Below are 15,842 nucleotides of genomic sequence, written 5' to 3' on the forward strand. Positions count from 1 at the left end.
CTGCCGTCTCGGAGTACTGGATCGCCCGGTCAAGCCGGGCGATGACAGTAGAGTTTGTGGCGACGACAGTGCCCCTTACGCCGCCTTGGCCTTCGCCTCCTGGATCGCGCGCCACACCCGCTCGGGGGTCAGCGGCATGTCGATGTGCTTGATGCCGTACTCCGACAGCGCGTCGAGCACCGCGTTCACCACCGTCGACAGGCTGCCGGCGCAGCCCGCTTCGCCGCAGCCCTTGCTGCCGAGCGGGTTGGTGGTGGCGGGCACCGGGTGGTCGCCGACCGTCATGTTGGGGACGTCCTCCGCGCGGGGCAGGGCGTAGTCCATCAGCGAGCCCGTGATCGGCTGGCCATTGTCGTCGTAGCGAATGTGCTCCATCAGGGCCTGGCCGATGCCCTGGACCACGCCGCCATGGAGCTGGCCCGCGACCAGCATCGGGTTGATCACCGTGCCGAAATCGTTGACCGCGCTGTAGCGCACGATCTGCACCACACCGGTGTCCGGGTCGATCTCGACCTCGGCGACGTGGCAGCCGTTCGGGAACGCCGAGGCGACCGGTTCGCTGGTGTGGTCGACATCGAGGCTGTCAGGCACGCCCTCCGGCACCTTGCCGTCATGCAGACGCTTGGCGAGCTCCATGATGTCGATGCTGCGATCGGTGCCGGCGATCGTAAAGCTGCCGTCGGCAAACTCGATATCGGCTTCGGATGCTTCCAGCATATGTGCAGCGGCGCGTTTGCCCTTCTCGATGACGAGCTTTGCGGCCCCCACGATGGCCTGGCCCGTCGCGGTGATCGAGCGTGAGCCGCCGGTGCCGTTGCCGGTGTGGACGATATCGCTGTCGCCCTGCACGAGCTTGACGCTCTCGAAGGGGACGCCGAGCTGATCGCACAGCACCTGCGCGAACGGGGTGGCGTGGCCCTGGCCGTAGTCGAGCGTGCCGGTGATGAGCTGCACGGTGCCGTCAGGATCGAACACGATCTTGCCGAGCTCGGGGCTCGGCGGCGCCGTGACCTCGAGATAGGAGCCGACCGCAATGCCGCGCAGCTTGCCCGCCTTCTTGCTCTCCTTCTTGCGCTTGGCGAAGTTCTCGTGGTCGGAGATTTCGAGCGCCTTGTTGAACACGGCCTGGAAGTCGCCGCTGTCATAGGTGACGCCGGAGGACGCCGCGAACGGGATCTGGTTCGGCTTGATGAAGTTGCGCTTGCGCAAGGTCAGCCGGTTAATGCCCATCTCGTCGGCGGCGCGGTCGATCAGCCGCTCCATGTAATAGTTCGCCTCGGGCCGGCCGGCGCCGCGATAGGCCCCCATCAGCGTGGTGTTGGTGAGCACCACCTTGATGTCGACCGCCATCAGCGGCGTGCGATAGACGCTGGAGAAGTTCTTGCCGGTATTGAGCGAAAGCGGCCCCGGCGCGACGCCGGTGATGTAGGCGCCGAGATTGCCGTAGCCGGATAGCTTTGCCGCGAGGAACTGCCCCTCGGCATCGAGCGCGAGCTCGGCGTGGATCTTCTGGGCGCGGCCGTGGCTGTCGGAGAGGAAGCTGGTGGAGCGCTCGTCCAGCCACTTCACCGGGCGTCCCAGTGCCTTCGCCGCATACAGAATGCACATGTACTCGGGATAGTTGATGTTCTTCATGCCGAAGGAGCCGCCGACATTGGCGGTGAGAATGCGCACCTTCTCGTTCGGCACCTTCAGGTTCTTGGCGAGGTTGGCGCGGTTGCCGGCAACGCCCTGCGTCGGCACCTGAAGCGTGTAGCGCTCGGTCTTCTTGTCGTAGGAGGCAAGCCCCACGCGCGGCTCCATCGAGACCACGGCAACGCGGGTGTTCTCGATGTCGAGCTTGGTCACATGAGCGGCGCTGGCGAAGGCGGCGTTCACCTTGTCCATGTCGCCATAGTGGTAGTCGAGCGCGACGTTACCAGGAATGTGGTCATAGAGCTGCGGCGCGCCGGGCTTGGCGGCTTGCTCCGGGTCCGTCACCGCCGGCAGCGGCTCGATGTCGAGCTCGACCGCCTCGGCCGCGTCGCGCGCCTGAGCCAGCGTCTCGGCCACCACGAAGGCGACGGGATCGCCGACGAAGCGGACCTTGTCGGTCGCCAGGGGCTGGCGGTTGGTCTGGAGCAGGGGCGAGCCGTCGCGGCTCTTCAGCGGCAGGCCGCAGGTGAAGGGGCCATAGCCGGCGGCATCAAGATCCTTCCCGGACCACGCCCCCAGCACGCCCGGCATGGCCTTGGCGGCATCGAGGCCGATGCTGCGGATGATGCCATGGGCATGGGTCGAGCGGACGACTACGGCATGGGCCTGGTTCGGCAGGTTGAAATCGTCGGTGTAGCGGCCCTTGCCGCGCACCAGCGTGTCATCCTCCTTGCGGCGGACCGGTTGCCCGACGCCATACTTTTGCAGTGCAATAGCGTTCTCGAGCGTCGACGATTTGGTGTGTTCTTGCATGGGAATTGACCTGAAAAGCCGGCATTTGCGCATTTTCGCGGCAGCGGAGCACCGGACTCCCTCAAATAACCCACCACCCCCGTTCACGACAACGCACGATTGGACATGGTCCCATGTGATGCGTTGTTGCGCAGGCCTGCCGCGCTGCTAATGTTTCAGGCGAATAATCAATTCCAGACCGGCCCGACCGGCCGCGGAAAGACAGTTTGTATGAATGACCACACGCGGCTCCGCGACGGCCATGCGCCGCATAGCGAGCTGGAGGGGTCGATGGCGGCGGTGGCATTGGCCACCAATCCGGCCGTCGGCGCGCAGGCGCCGGGAACCGGCGTCTATGCGGCGCTGGACCTCGGCACCAACAATTGCAGGCTGCTGATCGCCTGTCCGACTCAGGACGGCTTTCGTGTGGTCGATTCCTTCTCGCGCATCATCCGGCTCGGGGAGGGCGTCTCGGCGACGGGGTGCATTAGCGACGCCGCGATCGAGCGCGCCATCGCCGCGCTCAGCATCTGCCGCGACAAGATCAATCTGCGGAAGGCGCGTCGGCTGCGGCTGATCGCGACCGAAGCCTGCCGCGCGGCTTCGAACGCGGAAGGTTTCCGCAGCCGCGTTGCGGCCGAGACCGGCATCGAGCTCGAGGTGATCGACCGCGAGACCGAGGCCGCGCTCGCCGTGCTGGGTTGCTCGCCGCTGGTCGACCCCAGGGGGCGGGGCGCGATCCTGTTCGACATCGGCGGCGGCTCCACCGAGCTGGTGCGGATCGAGCGCGACGCCACCAATCCGGAGCCGCGCATAAAAGCCTGGATGTCGATTCCCTATGGTGTGGTCACGCTCGCTGAGCAGTTCGGCGGACGCGACGTCACGCCAGAGATCTATGCCGCCATGGAGCAGGAGGTCGCAAGCCACGTCGCGCCATTCGCCGAGGAGCACGGCCGCGATCTCGCCGACATGCACCTGCTCGGCACGTCGGGCACGGTGACGACGCTGGCCGGCATCCATCTCAACCTCGCGCGCTATGACCGCCGCCGCATCGACAGCATCTGGATGAACGATGCCGACATCACCGCGACCATCAACAAGCTGCTCGGCATGAGCTACGAGGAGCGTGCCGCCAACAGCTGCATCAGCGTCGAGCGCGCCGATCTCGTCCTGGCGGGCTGCGCCATCCTCGACGCTATCCGCCGCGCCTTTCCGCTGCCGCGCCTGCGCGTCGCCGACCGCGGCTTGCGCGAGGGCATGCTGGTCGAGATGATGCGCGAGGACGGCGCGCTCAGGAGCTGGTGAGTATGGCCAAGGACACCACCGGCCGCTTGCACGTTCAGGTCAAGACCGGCGGCAAGCGCAAATTGTCGTCGAAGCTGTGGCTGGAGCGGCAGCTCAACGATCCCTATGTCGCCAAGGCCAAGGCGGCGGGCTATCGCTCGCGCGCCGCGTTCAAGCTCTTGGAGATTGACGACAAGTTCCGGCTCTTGAAGCCCGGCATGGCCGTGGTCGATCTCGGCGCGGCACCCGGCGGGTGGAGCCAGATCGCAGCAAAGCGCGTCGGATCATTGGAAGGCAAGGGCAAGGTCGTCGCCATCGATCTGTTGGAGATGCCGGAGATTCCCGGGGTCGATTTCGCGCAGCTCGACTTCATGGACAACGACGCGCCCGAGAAGCTCACCGCGATGCTGGACGGCAAAGCCGACGTCGTGATGTCCGACATGGCCGCCAACACCACCGGCCACCGCAAGACCGACCAGCTCCGCATCGTCGGCCTGGTCGAGACCGCGGCGGCCTTTGCCTGCGACGTGCTCAAACCCGGCGGCACGTTCCTGGCGAAAACGTTCCAGAGCGGCGCTGATGCCGAGCTGCTCGCCCAGCTCAAGCGCGACTTTGCAACGGTGCGTCACGTCAAGCCGGCGGCGAGCCGGCAGGATTCGTCCGAACGCTATGTGCTGGCGACGGGATTTCGAGGCGGCGGAGCGGCGTAGCTACGTACTCCGTCATTGCGAGGAGCTCTTGCGACGAAGCAATCCAGAGTGCTTCTGCGGAGAGATTCTGGATTGCTTCGCTTCGCTCGCAATGACGGGAGGAGACTACCCCAGCCGCTGATCCCGCACGTCCTGCGTATCCTCGGACGCCGCCTTGACCGCGGCCTTCTCTGCGCCCTTGCCGGCGCCCTTGCGGCTCGCGATCTCCACCGCCTTGCGCCCCGAAATCTCGTGGCCTGCGTCCGCGGGCATCTGCCAGAAGAACCAGCTCGAGGCCGCCGAGGTCAGCGCCACCACGACGAAGGCGGGCGCGAACACCGTGGCGTTGAGCTCGCTGACATGGCTGAACCACATCGTGGTCTCGACACAGGCCGCGCCGACGGCGACGCCGGCCGAGATCGCGAGCTGCTGGTTGACGCTGACGAGGGTGGTGGCGCGGCTCATCTGCGCGGTCTCGACGTCGGCATAGGCGACCGTGTTGATCGCGGTGAACTGCAGCGAGCGGAAGAAGCCGCCGACCACCAGGATCACCATGATGATGAGCAGCGGCGTCGTCACCGTGAACAGCGCGCAGACGCCGAGGAAGAACGCGCTGACGATCGCGTTCACCGTCATCAAATTGCGGAAGCCGAAGGTGCGGATGATGCGCGCCGCCAGCGTCTTCATGCCCATCGCCCCGAGCGAGGAGGCAAAGGTGACGAGGCCGGAATGGAACGGCGACAGGCCGAAGCCGATCTGCATCAGGAGCGGCAGCAGGAACGGTAGTGCGCCGATGCCGAGCCGGAACAGGAAGCCGCCGAACACGGCGGCGCGCAGCGTCGGCAGCTTCAGGAGCGAGAAGTCCAGCACCGGCGATCCGGTCCGCCGCGCATGGATGACGTAGAGCGTCATCGAGATCGCACCGCCCACGATCAACGCGGCGACGGTGCTCCACGGCAACAGGTTGAGGCCGGCGACGGAAAGGCCGAAGGCGATGCCTGCGAGCCCCAGCCCAGAGAGCACCATGCCGTAGAGATCGAACGGCTCGCGTTCCTCGCTCTTGATCGGGTCGATGTACTTCAGCGCCATGAAGATCCCGAGCAGCCCGATCGGGATGTTGATCAGGAAGATCCAGTGCCAGGACGCATAGGTCGTGATGAAGCCGCCGAGCGGCGGGCCGATCACGGGACCGATCAGGGCAGGGACCGTCACCCAAGCCATGGCGTTGACCAGCGCGCTCTTATCGACCGAACGCAGCAGCACGAGGCGCCCGACCGGCGTCATCATGGCGCCGCCCATGCCTTGCAGGATGCGCGCGAACACGAAGTCGGTGACCGAGGTCGAGAGCGCGCAGCCGACCGAGCCGACCATGAACACGCCGACGGCGATCGCGAACACCATCCGCGCGCCAAACCGGTCGGCGGTCCAGCCGCTCGCCGGAATGAAAACCGCGAGCGACAGCAGATAGGAGGTGATCGCGAGCTTCAGCGTCAGCGGGCTGGTGCCGATGTCGGCCGCGATCGCCGGCAGCGAGGTGGCGATCACGGTCGAATCCATGTTCTCCATAAAGAGAGCCGTGGCCACGATCAGCGGAATGACGCGTTGTTTGTCGACCATGAGGGCAATGAAATCGGAAGGAGGAGTGGAGTTGCGGCTTATCACCGCCGTCCGCCGCCGACCATTGCGGATCCATGCATGGTACCTAAATCCCGCGTAACAACGGTGTGACCGTCTTTCGTCATTCCGGGGCGCGCCCACTTGGCGCGAACGCGGAATCCATCGGACTGCAGCATCCGCTGCGCGATGGATTCCGGGCTCGCGACTTCGTCGCGCACCGGAATGACCGGTGGAGGGACGGCGTACCGAGCCCAACCCCGCTGAATCGGCCAAAAAACCCCTGTGCATGGCTGGCCAGCGGCCCGAATTGCTTTGATTCGTCACGCGGCCGTGCTATCGACCCGCGTCAACCCCACCGATGGGCTCCGATTCTCAAGGCGTTGCCGCAAGGGACGCCGAGGGCGGCGCTCATCCATTAGCATTTGCGGCAGGGCCGCAGGAAGGAGTTGGCAGATGGCCACGGTGCAACTTCAGGGCATCCGCGAAGCCTTTACGTTCGACGACGTGCTGTTGAAGCCGGGCCTGTCCGACGTCATGCCGGGCGAGGTCGACATTCGCTCTCGCGTCACCCGCGCCATTCCGCTCAACATCCCGATCATGGCCTCGGCCATGGACACCGTCACCGAGGCCCGCATGGCGATCGCCATGGCGCAGGCCGGCGGCCTTGGCGTCATCCACCGCAATTTCGATCCCGAAGGGCAGGCCGCCCAGGTGCGGCAGGTCAAGCGCTACGAGTCCGGCATGGTGGTGAACCCGCTCACCATCAGCCCCGACGCCACGCTCGACGACGCGCTCAAGCTGATGAGCGATCACGGCATCTCCGGCATTCCCGTCGTCACCGGCGCCGGCAAGAACACGCCCGGCAAGCTGGTCGGCATCCTCACCAACCGCGACGTGCGCTTTGCCACCGACCGCCGGCAAAAAGTCTCCGAGCTGATGACCCGTGAAGGGCTCGTCACGGTCCGTGAGAATGTCAACCAAGATGAGGCGCGGCGGATGCTGCACCAGCACCGCATCGAGAAGCTGCTGGTGGTCGACGATCAATATCGCTGCGTCGGGCTCATCACCGTGAAGGACATGGAGAAGGCGGTTGCTCATCCGCTCGCCTGCAAGGACGGGCAGGGGCGTCTTCGCGTCGCTGCCGCCACCACGGTCGGCGATACCGGATTCGAGCGCACCGAGCGGCTGATCGATGCCGGCGTCGACCTTGTCGTCGTCGACACCGCGCACGGCCATTCCCGTCACGTGCTGCAGGCGGTGAACCGCATCAAGCGCCTGTCCAATTCGGTGCAGGTCGTCGCCGGCAACGTTGCCACCACGGAAGGCGCGCAGGCGCTGATCGATGCGGGCGCGGATTGCATCAAGGTCGGCATCGGCCCGGGCTCGATCTGCACCACGCGCATCGTCGCCGGCGTCGGCGTGCCCCAGCTCACCGCGATCATGGATGCGGTCGAAGCGGCGAAGAAGGCCGACATCCCCGTCATCGCCGACGGTGGCATCAAATATTCCGGCGACCTTGCGAAAGCGCTCGCGGCCGGCGCCGACATTGCCATGGTCGGCTCGCTGCTCGCCGGCACCGACGAGACGCCCGGCGAAGTGTTTTTGTGGCAGGGCCGTTCCTACAAGGCCTATCGCGGCATGGGCTCGGTCGGCGCGATGGCGCGGGGATCTGCCGACCGCTACTTCCAGCAGGACATCAAGGACACGCTCAAGCTCGTGCCCGAGGGCATCGAGGGGCAGGTGCCCTACAAGGGCCCGGTCGGTAACGTCATGCACCAGCTCGCCGGCGGCTTGCGCGCCGCGATGGGCTATGTCGGCGCGCGCGACATGAAGGAGCTGCACGACAAGGCCCAGTTCGTCCGCATCACCGGCGCGGGCCTGCGCGAAAGCCACGTCCACGACGTCACCATCACGCGCGAGAGCCCGAATTATCCGGGCGGGGGTTAGGCGCTTCGGTCGCGCGCGCGTTTTGCGCGCGATAAGATACTGCCGTGCTTAATTCGACCGGAGCGGCCCGCGACCGGATTTCGGATAAGCTCGTCGTCGCTGTCGCTCAGGTAAGGTTGAGATGCAATCCTACTCGGCGAATGGCGCTGCATCCACCAGATCAACCACCGAAGGCGCGCTGTATCCTTCGACAAAGCGTTCGCCGAAATCCCGGATGAAATTGTCGTAGCTTGTTTCCGGCCTGGTGCTTGCAATATGGCAGAAGCAGCGGCGGAATTGCCGCTTGATCTGCATTCGCGGGAATTCGGCGACGATCCGCGACACTTCGGCGGCGGGGATGATGTCGTATTGCAGCCCGATGACGTCGAAGCAGATGCCGGCCGTGGCGAGTGCAACCTCGCTCTCTTTGTAGAGAGCGATCGACGGGGTCGAGTTCAACGCGACGCTGTCCCAGATCAGCTGGGCGCGGCGCCGGTCGAAGCCGCGCTCGGCGGCAAAGTGCCGCGCCAGGTCCGCGCCTTCGACCTCGAAGCGGCGCGGTCCGGCGAAGCTTTCATTCAGCGTGATGTCGTGCAGCAGGGTGCCGACCGCGAGCACCTCCTCATCGTGCACCACGTTCTGCAATTGTCCGAGCCTTGCCGCGAACAGCCACGAGCGGACGACGTGGTTGAACAGATACGGCGCGCAGTGCTGCCGCGCATGTTCGATTGCGGCATCGACTATGGGAGTGTCGGGAACGACGACGCCCGCGAGGGTGCGGTGGGCAGGTTTGTCCATGCTGCTGTCTTTCTCGTTGAGGTCTGCAATTCAGGTGAACGAGATCGCTAGCTCCGGATGAATTTCAGCAGCTCGGCGTTGATCTGATCCTGATGGGTGGCCGTCAGGCCGTGCGGGGCTCCCGGGTAGTAGACGTCCTTGGCGCCTTTGATGAGCTTCGCCGATTTGCGCGCGGAGTCCTTGACCGGCACGATCTGGTCGTCTTCGCCGTGCAGGACCAGGGTCGGCACGTCGAACTTCTTCAGGTCCTCGGTGAAATCAGTTTCCGAGAAAGCTTTGACGCTCTCATAGGCATTCTTGGCGCCTGCCTGCATGCTCCACAGCCAGAACTGGTCGAGCGTGCCCTGCGAGACTTTTGCACCCGGCCGGTTTGCGCCGTAGAAGGCAATCGCCAGATCCTTGTAGTATTGCGACCGGTCGCCGGCGACGCCTGCACGAATGGCATCGAACACCTCGACCGGAAGTCCCTCCGGGTTGGCTTCGGTCTTCAGCATGATCGGCGGCACCGCCGCGATCAGCACCGCCTTGGCGACGCGACCGGTACCATGGCGGCCGATATAGCGCGCGACCTCGCCACCGCCGGTGGAATGGCCGATCAGCGTGGCGTCCCGTAAATCAAGCGCTTCGATCACCGCGGCGAGATCGTCGGCATAGCCGTTCATGTCGTTGTGCTCCGAGGCCTGGCTGGAGCGACCATGCCCGCGCCGGTCGTGCGCGACGACGCGAAAGCCGTGCTGGGCAAGGAACAGCATCTGGCCGTCCCAGGCGTCTGCATTCAGCGGCCAGCCGTGCGAGAAGGTCACGACGGGGCCTTGGCCCCAGTCCTTGTAATAGATCTCGGTGCCGTCCCTAGTGGTGATCGTGCTCATCGTTTTGCGTCCTTTGGGGTGAGGAGAGAGTTGTGGAGCCAGTCGGCGAGCCGGGTCCGCCCGAGCTGCGGCTCGTCGCCCGGCGTCAGCGACTGATCGTTCAGGGGCAGGCCGAAATAGTCCGCCCGGATATCGGGGATCACTCTGCGTGTGTCGCCCCTGGCGGCCAGAACCTGCTGTGCAAACTCATCGAGGCCACGCCTTTCGGGACCAGCGATCTCGATTATGCGGTTGCGGGGCGGACCGAGCGCCAATTCGGTCAGTGTGGCCGCGACGTTGTCGGCAGCGACGGGCTGGAGATGCGCCGGCGACAGCCGGATCACGTCGCCCTCAGCGCCGCCTGCGATGATCGCGTCGATGAATTCGAAGAACTGGGTCGCGCGCAGGATGGTGTATGGAAGGCTTGATGCTTGGATGAGCTCCTCTTGCACAAGCTTTGCGCGAAAATAGCCGCTCGTCTGCAGTCGGTCGGTACCCACCACCGACAGCGCGAGATGATGCTTCACCTCGGCGGCGGTTTCGGCCGCCAGCAGGTTGCGGCCCGAGGTCCGGAAGAAATCCATCGCGGTCTTGTCGTCGAAGGCCGGCGAGTTCGCGACGTCGATTACGACTTGTGCACCGTCGACTGCTTCGGCGAGGCCCTCGCGGGTCAACGTGTTGACGCCGGAGGAGGGCGAGGCCGCGACCACCTGGTGGCCTTTGGCCTGAAGCCTGCGCACCACATTGCTTCCGATCAGGCCGCTGCCGCCGATCACCACGATCTTCATTGTGCCCTCGCGTCTCGTTCGCTCCAGAGGCGGCAAGGATGCGCCGGAATCCGGCCCAAGACCTTGGTAGGGACGTGCAGCGCCCTTGGTTTTCGCTTGAAATCTGCTTGCAGTTTCGTCCAAACAGGGCGCAGCAGCCTCGGCTGGGGTGCGCCGAGAGCGGGATGCCGCTCGATTTCAATCAGGGTCTTTGTGGTGCGGTTCACCTTCGAAGCCTATGTCCTCGATGAGGACCGGCGGGAGTTGCGGCGGGACTCCGGGGCTGTCAGCCTCACGCCGCAGGCTTTCGATCTGCTGCTGTATCTGGTGCGCAACCGCGACCACGTCGTTAGCAAGAATGATCTGTTCGACACGGTCTGGGGCGGGCGGATCGTCTCGGAATCGACGCTGGCCAGCCACATCAACGCTGTGCGCAAGGCGCTGGAAGACAGTGGAGAGGGGCAGCGGCTGATTCGAACCGTTCCGCGCAAGGGGTTCCGCTTTGTCGGCGAGGTGCACGTAGCGGCCGATCAGCGCATCGCGATCGTGCCGTCGGCGGAGAAGCCGGTTGCCGCGCTCGACCTGCCCGACCGGCCCTCGATCGCTGTGCTGCCGTTTCTGAACCTGAGCGGGGACCCCGCTCAGGACTACTTCGCCGACGGCGTCGTCGAAGACATCATCTTCGGTCTGTCGCGAATCCGCTGGCTGTTCGTGATCGCCCGCAATTCCAGCTTCACCTACAAGGGCCGCGCGGTCGATGTGAAGCAAATTGGCCGCGAACTGGGCGTGCGCTACGTCCTGGAAGGCAGCGTGCGCCGCTCCGCTGGCCGCGTGCGCATCACCGGACAATTGATCGACGCCTCTACCGGCGCTCATCTGTGGGCTGAGCGGTTCGAGAGCGCGATGGACGACATCTTCGAACTGCAGGACCAGATCACCGCCAGCGTCGTCGGCGCGATTGCGCCGCAGCTCGAACTCGCCGAAATCGAACGCGCCAAGCGCAAACCGACCGAAAGCCTCGATGCCTACGACTATTATCTCCGCGGGCTGGCGCAATTCCACACCGCGACCCGCGACGGAATCGATGCGGCGTTGCCACTGTTCTACGGGGCGATCGATCGCGATCCGGACTTTGCTGCGGCTTATGGCATGGCGGCGTGGTGCTTTTACTGGCGCAAGATGAATCGCTGGCTCGCAGACCGCGCCGCCGATGGCGCCGAGGCGGCGCGGTTGTGCCAGCGCGCGGTGACGCTGAACAAGAACGACGCAGTTGCATTGTGCCGTGGCGGCCACGCATGGCCCCATTTCGGCGGCGATCTGGACACCTGCGTCGCCCATGTAGACCGCGCGCTGGTGCTCAATCCGAATTCGTCGACGATCTGGTATCTCGGCGGGTATCAACGAATCTCGATGGGCGAACACGACAGCGCGATCGACTATTTCAGTCGCGCCATGCGGCTCAGCCCGCTCGACCCCGAGATATTTCAGATGCAGACCGGGATCGCGATGGGACATCTGTATTGCCGCCGCTTCGACGAGGCGGTGGCGTCACTGCAGCGGGCGTCGCGGCAGATGCCGAACGTCCTGCGGGTGGCCGCCTTCATGGCGGCGAGCCATGCGCTGGCCGGGCGGATGGACGACGCCCGAGAAGCGATGGCCCACGTTCGCAGGCTGGATCCGACTTTACGGGTTGGCGTTTTGGAGGATTGGCTGCTCGTCCGCCGTCCGCAGGATTTCGCGCTTGCCTCGGAGGGCATGCGGATGGCCGGGCTACCCGAATGAAGAGCGCCGTGTCGGCACAAGTGCTGGAAACGGCGACAATAGATCTGAACAGGCTTGATCGGCGATAGGCCTTGATTAGACGCCGACGCGCCCTCGGCGCCGAGGAGCCAACCGCTCCACCGCTTTTGTGTTGACGCAGCTACCTGCCTCCGCTTCCGTCCATGTCGAAAGACAAAAGGAGGAAGCCATGGCCCAAGCCAAACGCATCGTTCTCGCCGCGCGTCCCGTCGGCGAACCCAAGCCGTCTGATTTCCGTTTGGAGGAATTCGCCGTTCCGACGCCAGGGCAGGGCGAAGTCCTGCTGCGCACGATCTGGTTGTCGCTCGATCCCTATATGCGCGGCCGCATGAGCGAGGGGCCTTCGTATGCAGCTCCGGTGCCCGTCGGCGGCGTGATGGAAGGCGAGGCGGTCAGCGAGGTCGCGGCCTCCAACAATCCCGATTTCGCGGTCGGCGACATCGTGCGCATCCGCTCGGGCTGGCAGACTCATGCGATCTCGAACGGCAAGGGCCTGATCAAGGTGGACCCCAAGCTCGGGCCGATCTCGACCTCGATCGGCGTGCTCGGCATGCCCGGCATGACCGCCTATACCGGCCTGCTCGACATCGGCAAGCCGCAACCGGGCGAGACTGTCGTCGTTGCCGGTGCGTCCGGCGCGGTCGGTTCGGCGGTGGGGCAGATCGCGAAGATCAAGGGCGCACGCGCGGTCGGCATCGCCGGCGGCAAGGACAAGTGCGACTACGTCGTGAAGGAGCTCGGTTTCGATGCCTGCATCGATCACCGCGATCCCGATCTCGCCGCCAAGCTGAAGGAAGCCTGCCCAAAGGGCATCGACGTCTATTTCGAAAATGTGGGCGGTGCCGTGTTCGAGGCGGTGTTCCCGCTGCTCAACCCGTTTGCGCGCGTGCCGGTGTGCGGCCTGATCGCCCATTACAACGACACCGAGGCCAAGCCGCCGAAATGGGCCGCCAGCCTGATGCGCGCCACGCTGACCAAGCGGCTGACCTTCCGCGGCTTCATCGTCTCCGACTTCGCCGCCCGCCACGGAGACTTCCTGCGCGACATGTCCGGCTGGGTTCGCGACGGCAAGGTCAAGTACAAGGAGTTCGTCACCGAGGGCCTGGAAAGCGCCCCCGGCGCCTTCATAGGCCTGCTGAAGGGGGCCAATTTCGGCAAGCAGCTGGTCCGGGTCGGGCCGGACAAGGCCTAGGCATGCTCCGGAAAAGTGCGAAGCGGTTTTCCGGAAAGATCATGCCCAAACAACAACCTAAAGCGCGAGCGCATTTATCGCGCTTTAGGCGACAGGGAATGGGACTCACGTGGCCCCGCGGCCACACGCCGCGTGGGGATAGTTAAGAAAGAGTCACCAAATGGTCACACCTGCCCGCAAAAGCCGCGGGTGTGACCGCCTGTTCATTGACGGCCGGACGAAGGCATTGAATCATCGCGCATATTTTAGGTGCTGCGATGTTAGAGATTGGTATTTTCTGCGTCATCCTCCTGGCCGTCGGCTATTGGGCGACCATGTTCATCATGGGCCGTCGCGACGACGTCATCCATGGCAAGTTCGTTCACGCCGAGGACGAGGGCGAATTCGCCCCGGCCGCAATGCCTGCGCCTCCGCCATTCCCGAAGCGTCCCGTGAAAGCTGCGCAGCGCCCCGCTGCCCAGCCAGCCAGCACCGAGGCCAAGCCGGTGAACAGCGCCGCACTGCAATCGCTGCTCGCCGCGATCCAGCAGGATCTCAAAAGCGTGGCTTGAGTCTTCCGCGAGGCCGCAACACAAGAGCGGCTGAGGTTCAGCCGCACATGTGCGCCATGGCTGTGACAGCCCGCTACAGCATGATTCGGAAAAGTGGGTAGCGGTTTTCCGAAAAGCTCATGCTCAAACAGTAACCCAAAGCGCGATGACGATTCATCCTAGTCGCATCGCGCTTTAGGCGGCGTGCCGCATGCGTTCGATACTCTGAGTAATATGGTTTCCTGCATCGTCAGCGACCTTCAAAGACATGTCCGCCATCCGGCGGCTGGTATCGAGGGCGCTTCTGATCGAATCGCGCATCAGATCGGTCTGCACAGCCGCCAAATCCTGCGGAGTTCGGCAGCGCCAGAGTTCATTCATACGGTCCATGGTCCTCTCGATCTGCTGTCGAACGAAATCGAAGTACTCGCGTGAGACGCCGTTCATTCCTTTGACGACCGCGGTTGTAGAGTACATGATTGCTTCAGCGTTGCGGACCGATCGTTCTGTTGCCTGCTCCGTTTCATTGCCCGTCACACCGAACGTGCGACCAAGCTGATCAGCAGACCGGCCCAACATCACAGTGGCCATGTCGACGCCGAAGCGCCAACTGTTTTGCAACATCTCGGCATTCTGTTGCAGCAGGTGACTGCTGGCTTGGGCCACCTCCTCGCTGGCCTCAGCGGTAGCTAAGCCGATCCGTCTGGTTTGCTCAGCGGTCCTTTCGGCGGCGCGGCGCATTGTGTCCTCAGGGCTTTGCGTAGACTTTTCCTCCTGGCGTGGATTAGCCATCTGTTGCTCCTTGATTATTGTTGGTGACGTCGGATCCTCTCCGTCACAGGTGCGATCCTTAGCGGCCAACGTGGGCATTTCTGGACCGTTCCGGGGCACGTGATTTTTAATCAATCCTCCGCGATCGCGCGCAGGAACGAGCGCTTCAACTTCCAATTACTCCATGGATTGGTTCACTTGCTTGGCACCGCGGGTCTCATGTTCATACCCTCGATCATCAAGGGTCAGTAATGACCACCGCTGAAACCGTGTTGCTCATCGCTGCCTTGTTATTGGCGCTTCTCATCGTCGGTAACATCGGCTTCTCCAAACTGGCCGAGTGGAGGAATCCACCAATCGGCAAGTTCCTCGAATGCGACGGCGTAGTGCTCCACTATGTCGATCGAGGGGATCCGGCCGCTCCTTGCGTCGTGCTGCTCCATGGCAACGGATCCATGATCCACGACTTCACGATCAGCGGTCTGGTCGATCTTCTTGCCCGCACCAATCGCGTGGTGTGCTTCGATCGCCCAGGCTTTGGCTATAGTCAGCGGCCGCGGCTCCGAATATGGACCGCGGCAGCTCAAGCCGCTCTGTTGGCGAAGGCGCTCAATCAACTTGGAATCCGCAATCCGGTTGTGCTCGGCCATTCTTGGGGCGCCTTGGTCGCTATCGCTCTCGCCGTGCGAAAGGATTATCCGACCCAGGGTCTTGTGCTTGCGTCAGGGTACTATTTCCCGACCGGCCGATTGGACGTGTGGCTGATGTCAGGTCCAGCCATACCGGTCCTGGGCGACCTGGTCAGTTACACTGTCGCGCCGATCGTTTCGTGGGCCGTCCTGCCAGGAGCTCTTCGCAAGATCTTTGCGCCCCGTTCTGTCCCGCAGACGTTCAGGAATGAATTTCCAGCGTCTTTGGTGCTCAGGCCCACACAGTTGAGGGCGGCTGCGGAGGAAAGTGCACTCCTCATTCCAACTGCAACACAATTCCAAGCTTATTATCCAGCCATCGGCGAGCGAGTGCAGATATTCCACGGAACAGAGGACCAAGTGGTCGAATTCAGACAAGCGCAGGATTTACATCAAGCACTGCCTCGGTCCGATCTTCACCTTGTTCCAAATGCCGGGCATATGGTCACGTACGCAGACCCCGCCGCCATCGTGGAGGTCGTCAACTCAATGACGAACTCCTGA

Annotated in this window: 13 protein-coding genes; 7 read left to right on the forward strand and 6 right to left on the reverse strand. The window is 64.1% G+C overall.

Features of this window, described 5'->3' with window-relative positions:
* Positions 1-75: 75 nt before the first annotated feature.
* Positions 76-2,448 carry a xanthine dehydrogenase family protein molybdopterin-binding subunit gene (locus tag I6F33_RS06035; protein WP_225141539.1) on the reverse strand — a complete coding sequence of 791 codons (2,373 nt, stop codon included), beginning with the start codon at positions 2,446-2,448 and terminating at the stop codon, positions 76-78.
* Positions 2,449-2,658: 210 nt separating this feature from the next.
* Here I6F33_RS06035 and I6F33_RS06040 point away from each other — a divergent pair, with 210 nt between their 5' ends.
* The gene (locus tag I6F33_RS06040) at positions 2,659-3,732 is read left to right on the forward strand and encodes a Ppx/GppA phosphatase family protein (RefSeq protein ID WP_036001035.1); all 1,074 of its coding nucleotides are present in this window, start codon (positions 2,659-2,661) and stop codon (positions 3,730-3,732) included.
* Positions 3,733-3,734: 2 nt separating this feature from the next.
* Positions 3,735-4,421, forward strand: a complete 687-nt coding sequence (locus I6F33_RS06045; protein WP_225141540.1) for an RlmE family RNA methyltransferase — start codon at positions 3,735-3,737, stop codon at positions 4,419-4,421.
* Positions 4,422-4,526: 105 nt separating this feature from the next.
* On the opposite strand, the gene I6F33_RS06050 is transcribed toward I6F33_RS06045, so the two are convergent.
* Positions 4,527-6,017: an MDR family MFS transporter gene (locus tag I6F33_RS06050; protein WP_225141541.1), complete on the reverse strand. Its 1,491-nt coding sequence runs from the start codon at positions 6,015-6,017 to the stop codon at positions 4,527-4,529.
* Positions 6,018-6,470: 453 nt separating this feature from the next.
* Here I6F33_RS06050 and guaB point away from each other — a divergent pair, with 453 nt between their 5' ends.
* Positions 6,471-7,964 carry an IMP dehydrogenase gene (gene guaB / locus I6F33_RS06055; protein ID WP_036001027.1) on the forward strand — a complete coding sequence of 498 codons (1,494 nt, stop codon included), beginning with the start codon at positions 6,471-6,473 and terminating at the stop codon, positions 7,962-7,964.
* 129 nt (positions 7,965-8,093) lie between these two features.
* On the opposite strand, the gene I6F33_RS06060 is transcribed toward guaB, so the two are convergent.
* Genes I6F33_RS06060 through I6F33_RS06070 form a run of 3 tightly spaced genes read right to left on the reverse strand, consistent with a single transcriptional unit; the run spans position 8,094 to position 10,377 of the window.
* Positions 8,094-8,741 (reverse strand): hypothetical protein, encoded by a 648-nt coding sequence (locus I6F33_RS06060; RefSeq protein ID WP_057028914.1) that lies wholly within the window; start codon positions 8,739-8,741, stop codon positions 8,094-8,096.
* Positions 8,742-8,788: 47 nt separating this feature from the next.
* A complete protein-coding gene (locus I6F33_RS06065; protein WP_225141542.1) occupies positions 8,789-9,610 on the reverse strand; it encodes an alpha/beta fold hydrolase in 822 nt (273 codons plus the stop codon).
* Positions 9,607-10,377: an SDR family oxidoreductase gene (locus I6F33_RS06070; protein ID WP_225141543.1), complete on the reverse strand. Its 771-nt coding sequence runs from the start codon at positions 10,375-10,377 to the stop codon at positions 9,607-9,609. Before I6F33_RS06070 ends, I6F33_RS06065 begins: the two co-directional genes overlap by 4 nt.
* Positions 10,378-10,572: 195 nt before the next feature.
* Between I6F33_RS06070 and I6F33_RS06075 the strand changes: the two genes are divergently transcribed.
* The 3 genes from I6F33_RS06075 (at position 10,573) to I6F33_RS06085 (ending at position 13,899) form a co-directional block, all read left to right on the forward strand.
* The gene (locus I6F33_RS06075; protein WP_225141544.1) at positions 10,573-12,138 is read left to right on the forward strand and encodes a winged helix-turn-helix domain-containing tetratricopeptide repeat protein; all 1,566 of its coding nucleotides are present in this window, start codon (positions 10,573-10,575) and stop codon (positions 12,136-12,138) included.
* A gap of 187 nt (positions 12,139-12,325) precedes the next feature.
* Entirely contained in the window at positions 12,326-13,348 is a 1,023-nt protein-coding gene (locus I6F33_RS06080) for an NADP-dependent oxidoreductase (protein WP_225141545.1), read from the forward strand.
* A 257-nt stretch (positions 13,349-13,605) separates the two neighbouring features.
* Positions 13,606-13,899, forward strand: a complete 294-nt coding sequence (locus I6F33_RS06085; protein WP_225125753.1) for a hypothetical protein — start codon at positions 13,606-13,608, stop codon at positions 13,897-13,899.
* A gap of 174 nt (positions 13,900-14,073) precedes the next feature.
* On the opposite strand, the gene I6F33_RS06090 is transcribed toward I6F33_RS06085, so the two are convergent.
* The gene (locus I6F33_RS06090; protein ID WP_036001015.1) at positions 14,074-14,670 is read right to left on the reverse strand and encodes a phasin family protein; all 597 of its coding nucleotides are present in this window, start codon (positions 14,668-14,670) and stop codon (positions 14,074-14,076) included.
* Positions 14,671-14,900: 230 nt separating this feature from the next.
* On the opposite strand from I6F33_RS06090, the gene I6F33_RS06095 reads away from it, so the two are divergent.
* Entirely contained in the window at positions 14,901-15,842 is a 942-nt protein-coding gene (locus I6F33_RS06095; protein ID WP_225141546.1) for an alpha/beta fold hydrolase, read from the forward strand.

The organism is Bradyrhizobium sp. BRP20, assembly GCF_020194215.1.
GTDB classification, from domain to species: domain Bacteria; phylum Pseudomonadota; class Alphaproteobacteria; order Rhizobiales; family Xanthobacteraceae; genus Bradyrhizobium; species Bradyrhizobium yuanmingense.

Bases quoted from the DNA above. Each gene is read 5' to 3' on its own strand.
- I6F33_RS06085 (WP_225125753.1), top strand. From the start codon at position 13,606: ATGTTAGAGATTGGTATTTTCTGCGTCATCCTCCTGGCCGTCGGCTAT.
- I6F33_RS06045 (WP_225141540.1), top strand. From the start codon at position 3,735: ATGGCCAAGGACACCACCGGCCGCTTGCACGTTCAGGTCAAGACCGGC.
- I6F33_RS06065 (WP_225141542.1), bottom strand. From the start codon at position 9,610: ATGAGCACGATCACCACTAGGGACGGCACCGAGATCTATTACAAGGAC.
- I6F33_RS06040 (WP_036001035.1), top strand. From the start codon at position 2,659: ATGAATGACCACACGCGGCTCCGCGACGGCCATGCGCCGCATAGCGAG.
- I6F33_RS06035 (WP_225141539.1), bottom strand. From the start codon at position 2,448: ATGCAAGAACACACCAAATCGTCGACGCTCGAGAACGCTATTGCACTG.
- I6F33_RS06050 (WP_225141541.1), bottom strand. From the start codon at position 6,017: ATGGTCGACAAACAACGCGTCATTCCGCTGATCGTGGCCACGGCTCTC.
- I6F33_RS06080 (WP_225141545.1), top strand. From the start codon at position 12,326: ATGGCCCAAGCCAAACGCATCGTTCTCGCCGCGCGTCCCGTCGGCGAA.
- I6F33_RS06070 (WP_225141543.1), bottom strand. From the start codon at position 10,377: ATGAAGATCGTGGTGATCGGCGGCAGCGGCCTGATCGGAAGCAATGTG.
- I6F33_RS06060 (WP_057028914.1), bottom strand. From the start codon at position 8,741: ATGGACAAACCTGCCCACCGCACCCTCGCGGGCGTCGTCGTTCCCGAC.
- guaB (WP_036001027.1), top strand. From the start codon at position 6,471: ATGGCCACGGTGCAACTTCAGGGCATCCGCGAAGCCTTTACGTTCGAC.
- I6F33_RS06095 (WP_225141546.1), top strand. From the start codon at position 14,901: ATGACCACCGCTGAAACCGTGTTGCTCATCGCTGCCTTGTTATTGGCG.
- I6F33_RS06090 (WP_036001015.1), bottom strand. From the start codon at position 14,670: ATGGCTAATCCACGCCAGGAGGAAAAGTCTACGCAAAGCCCTGAGGAC.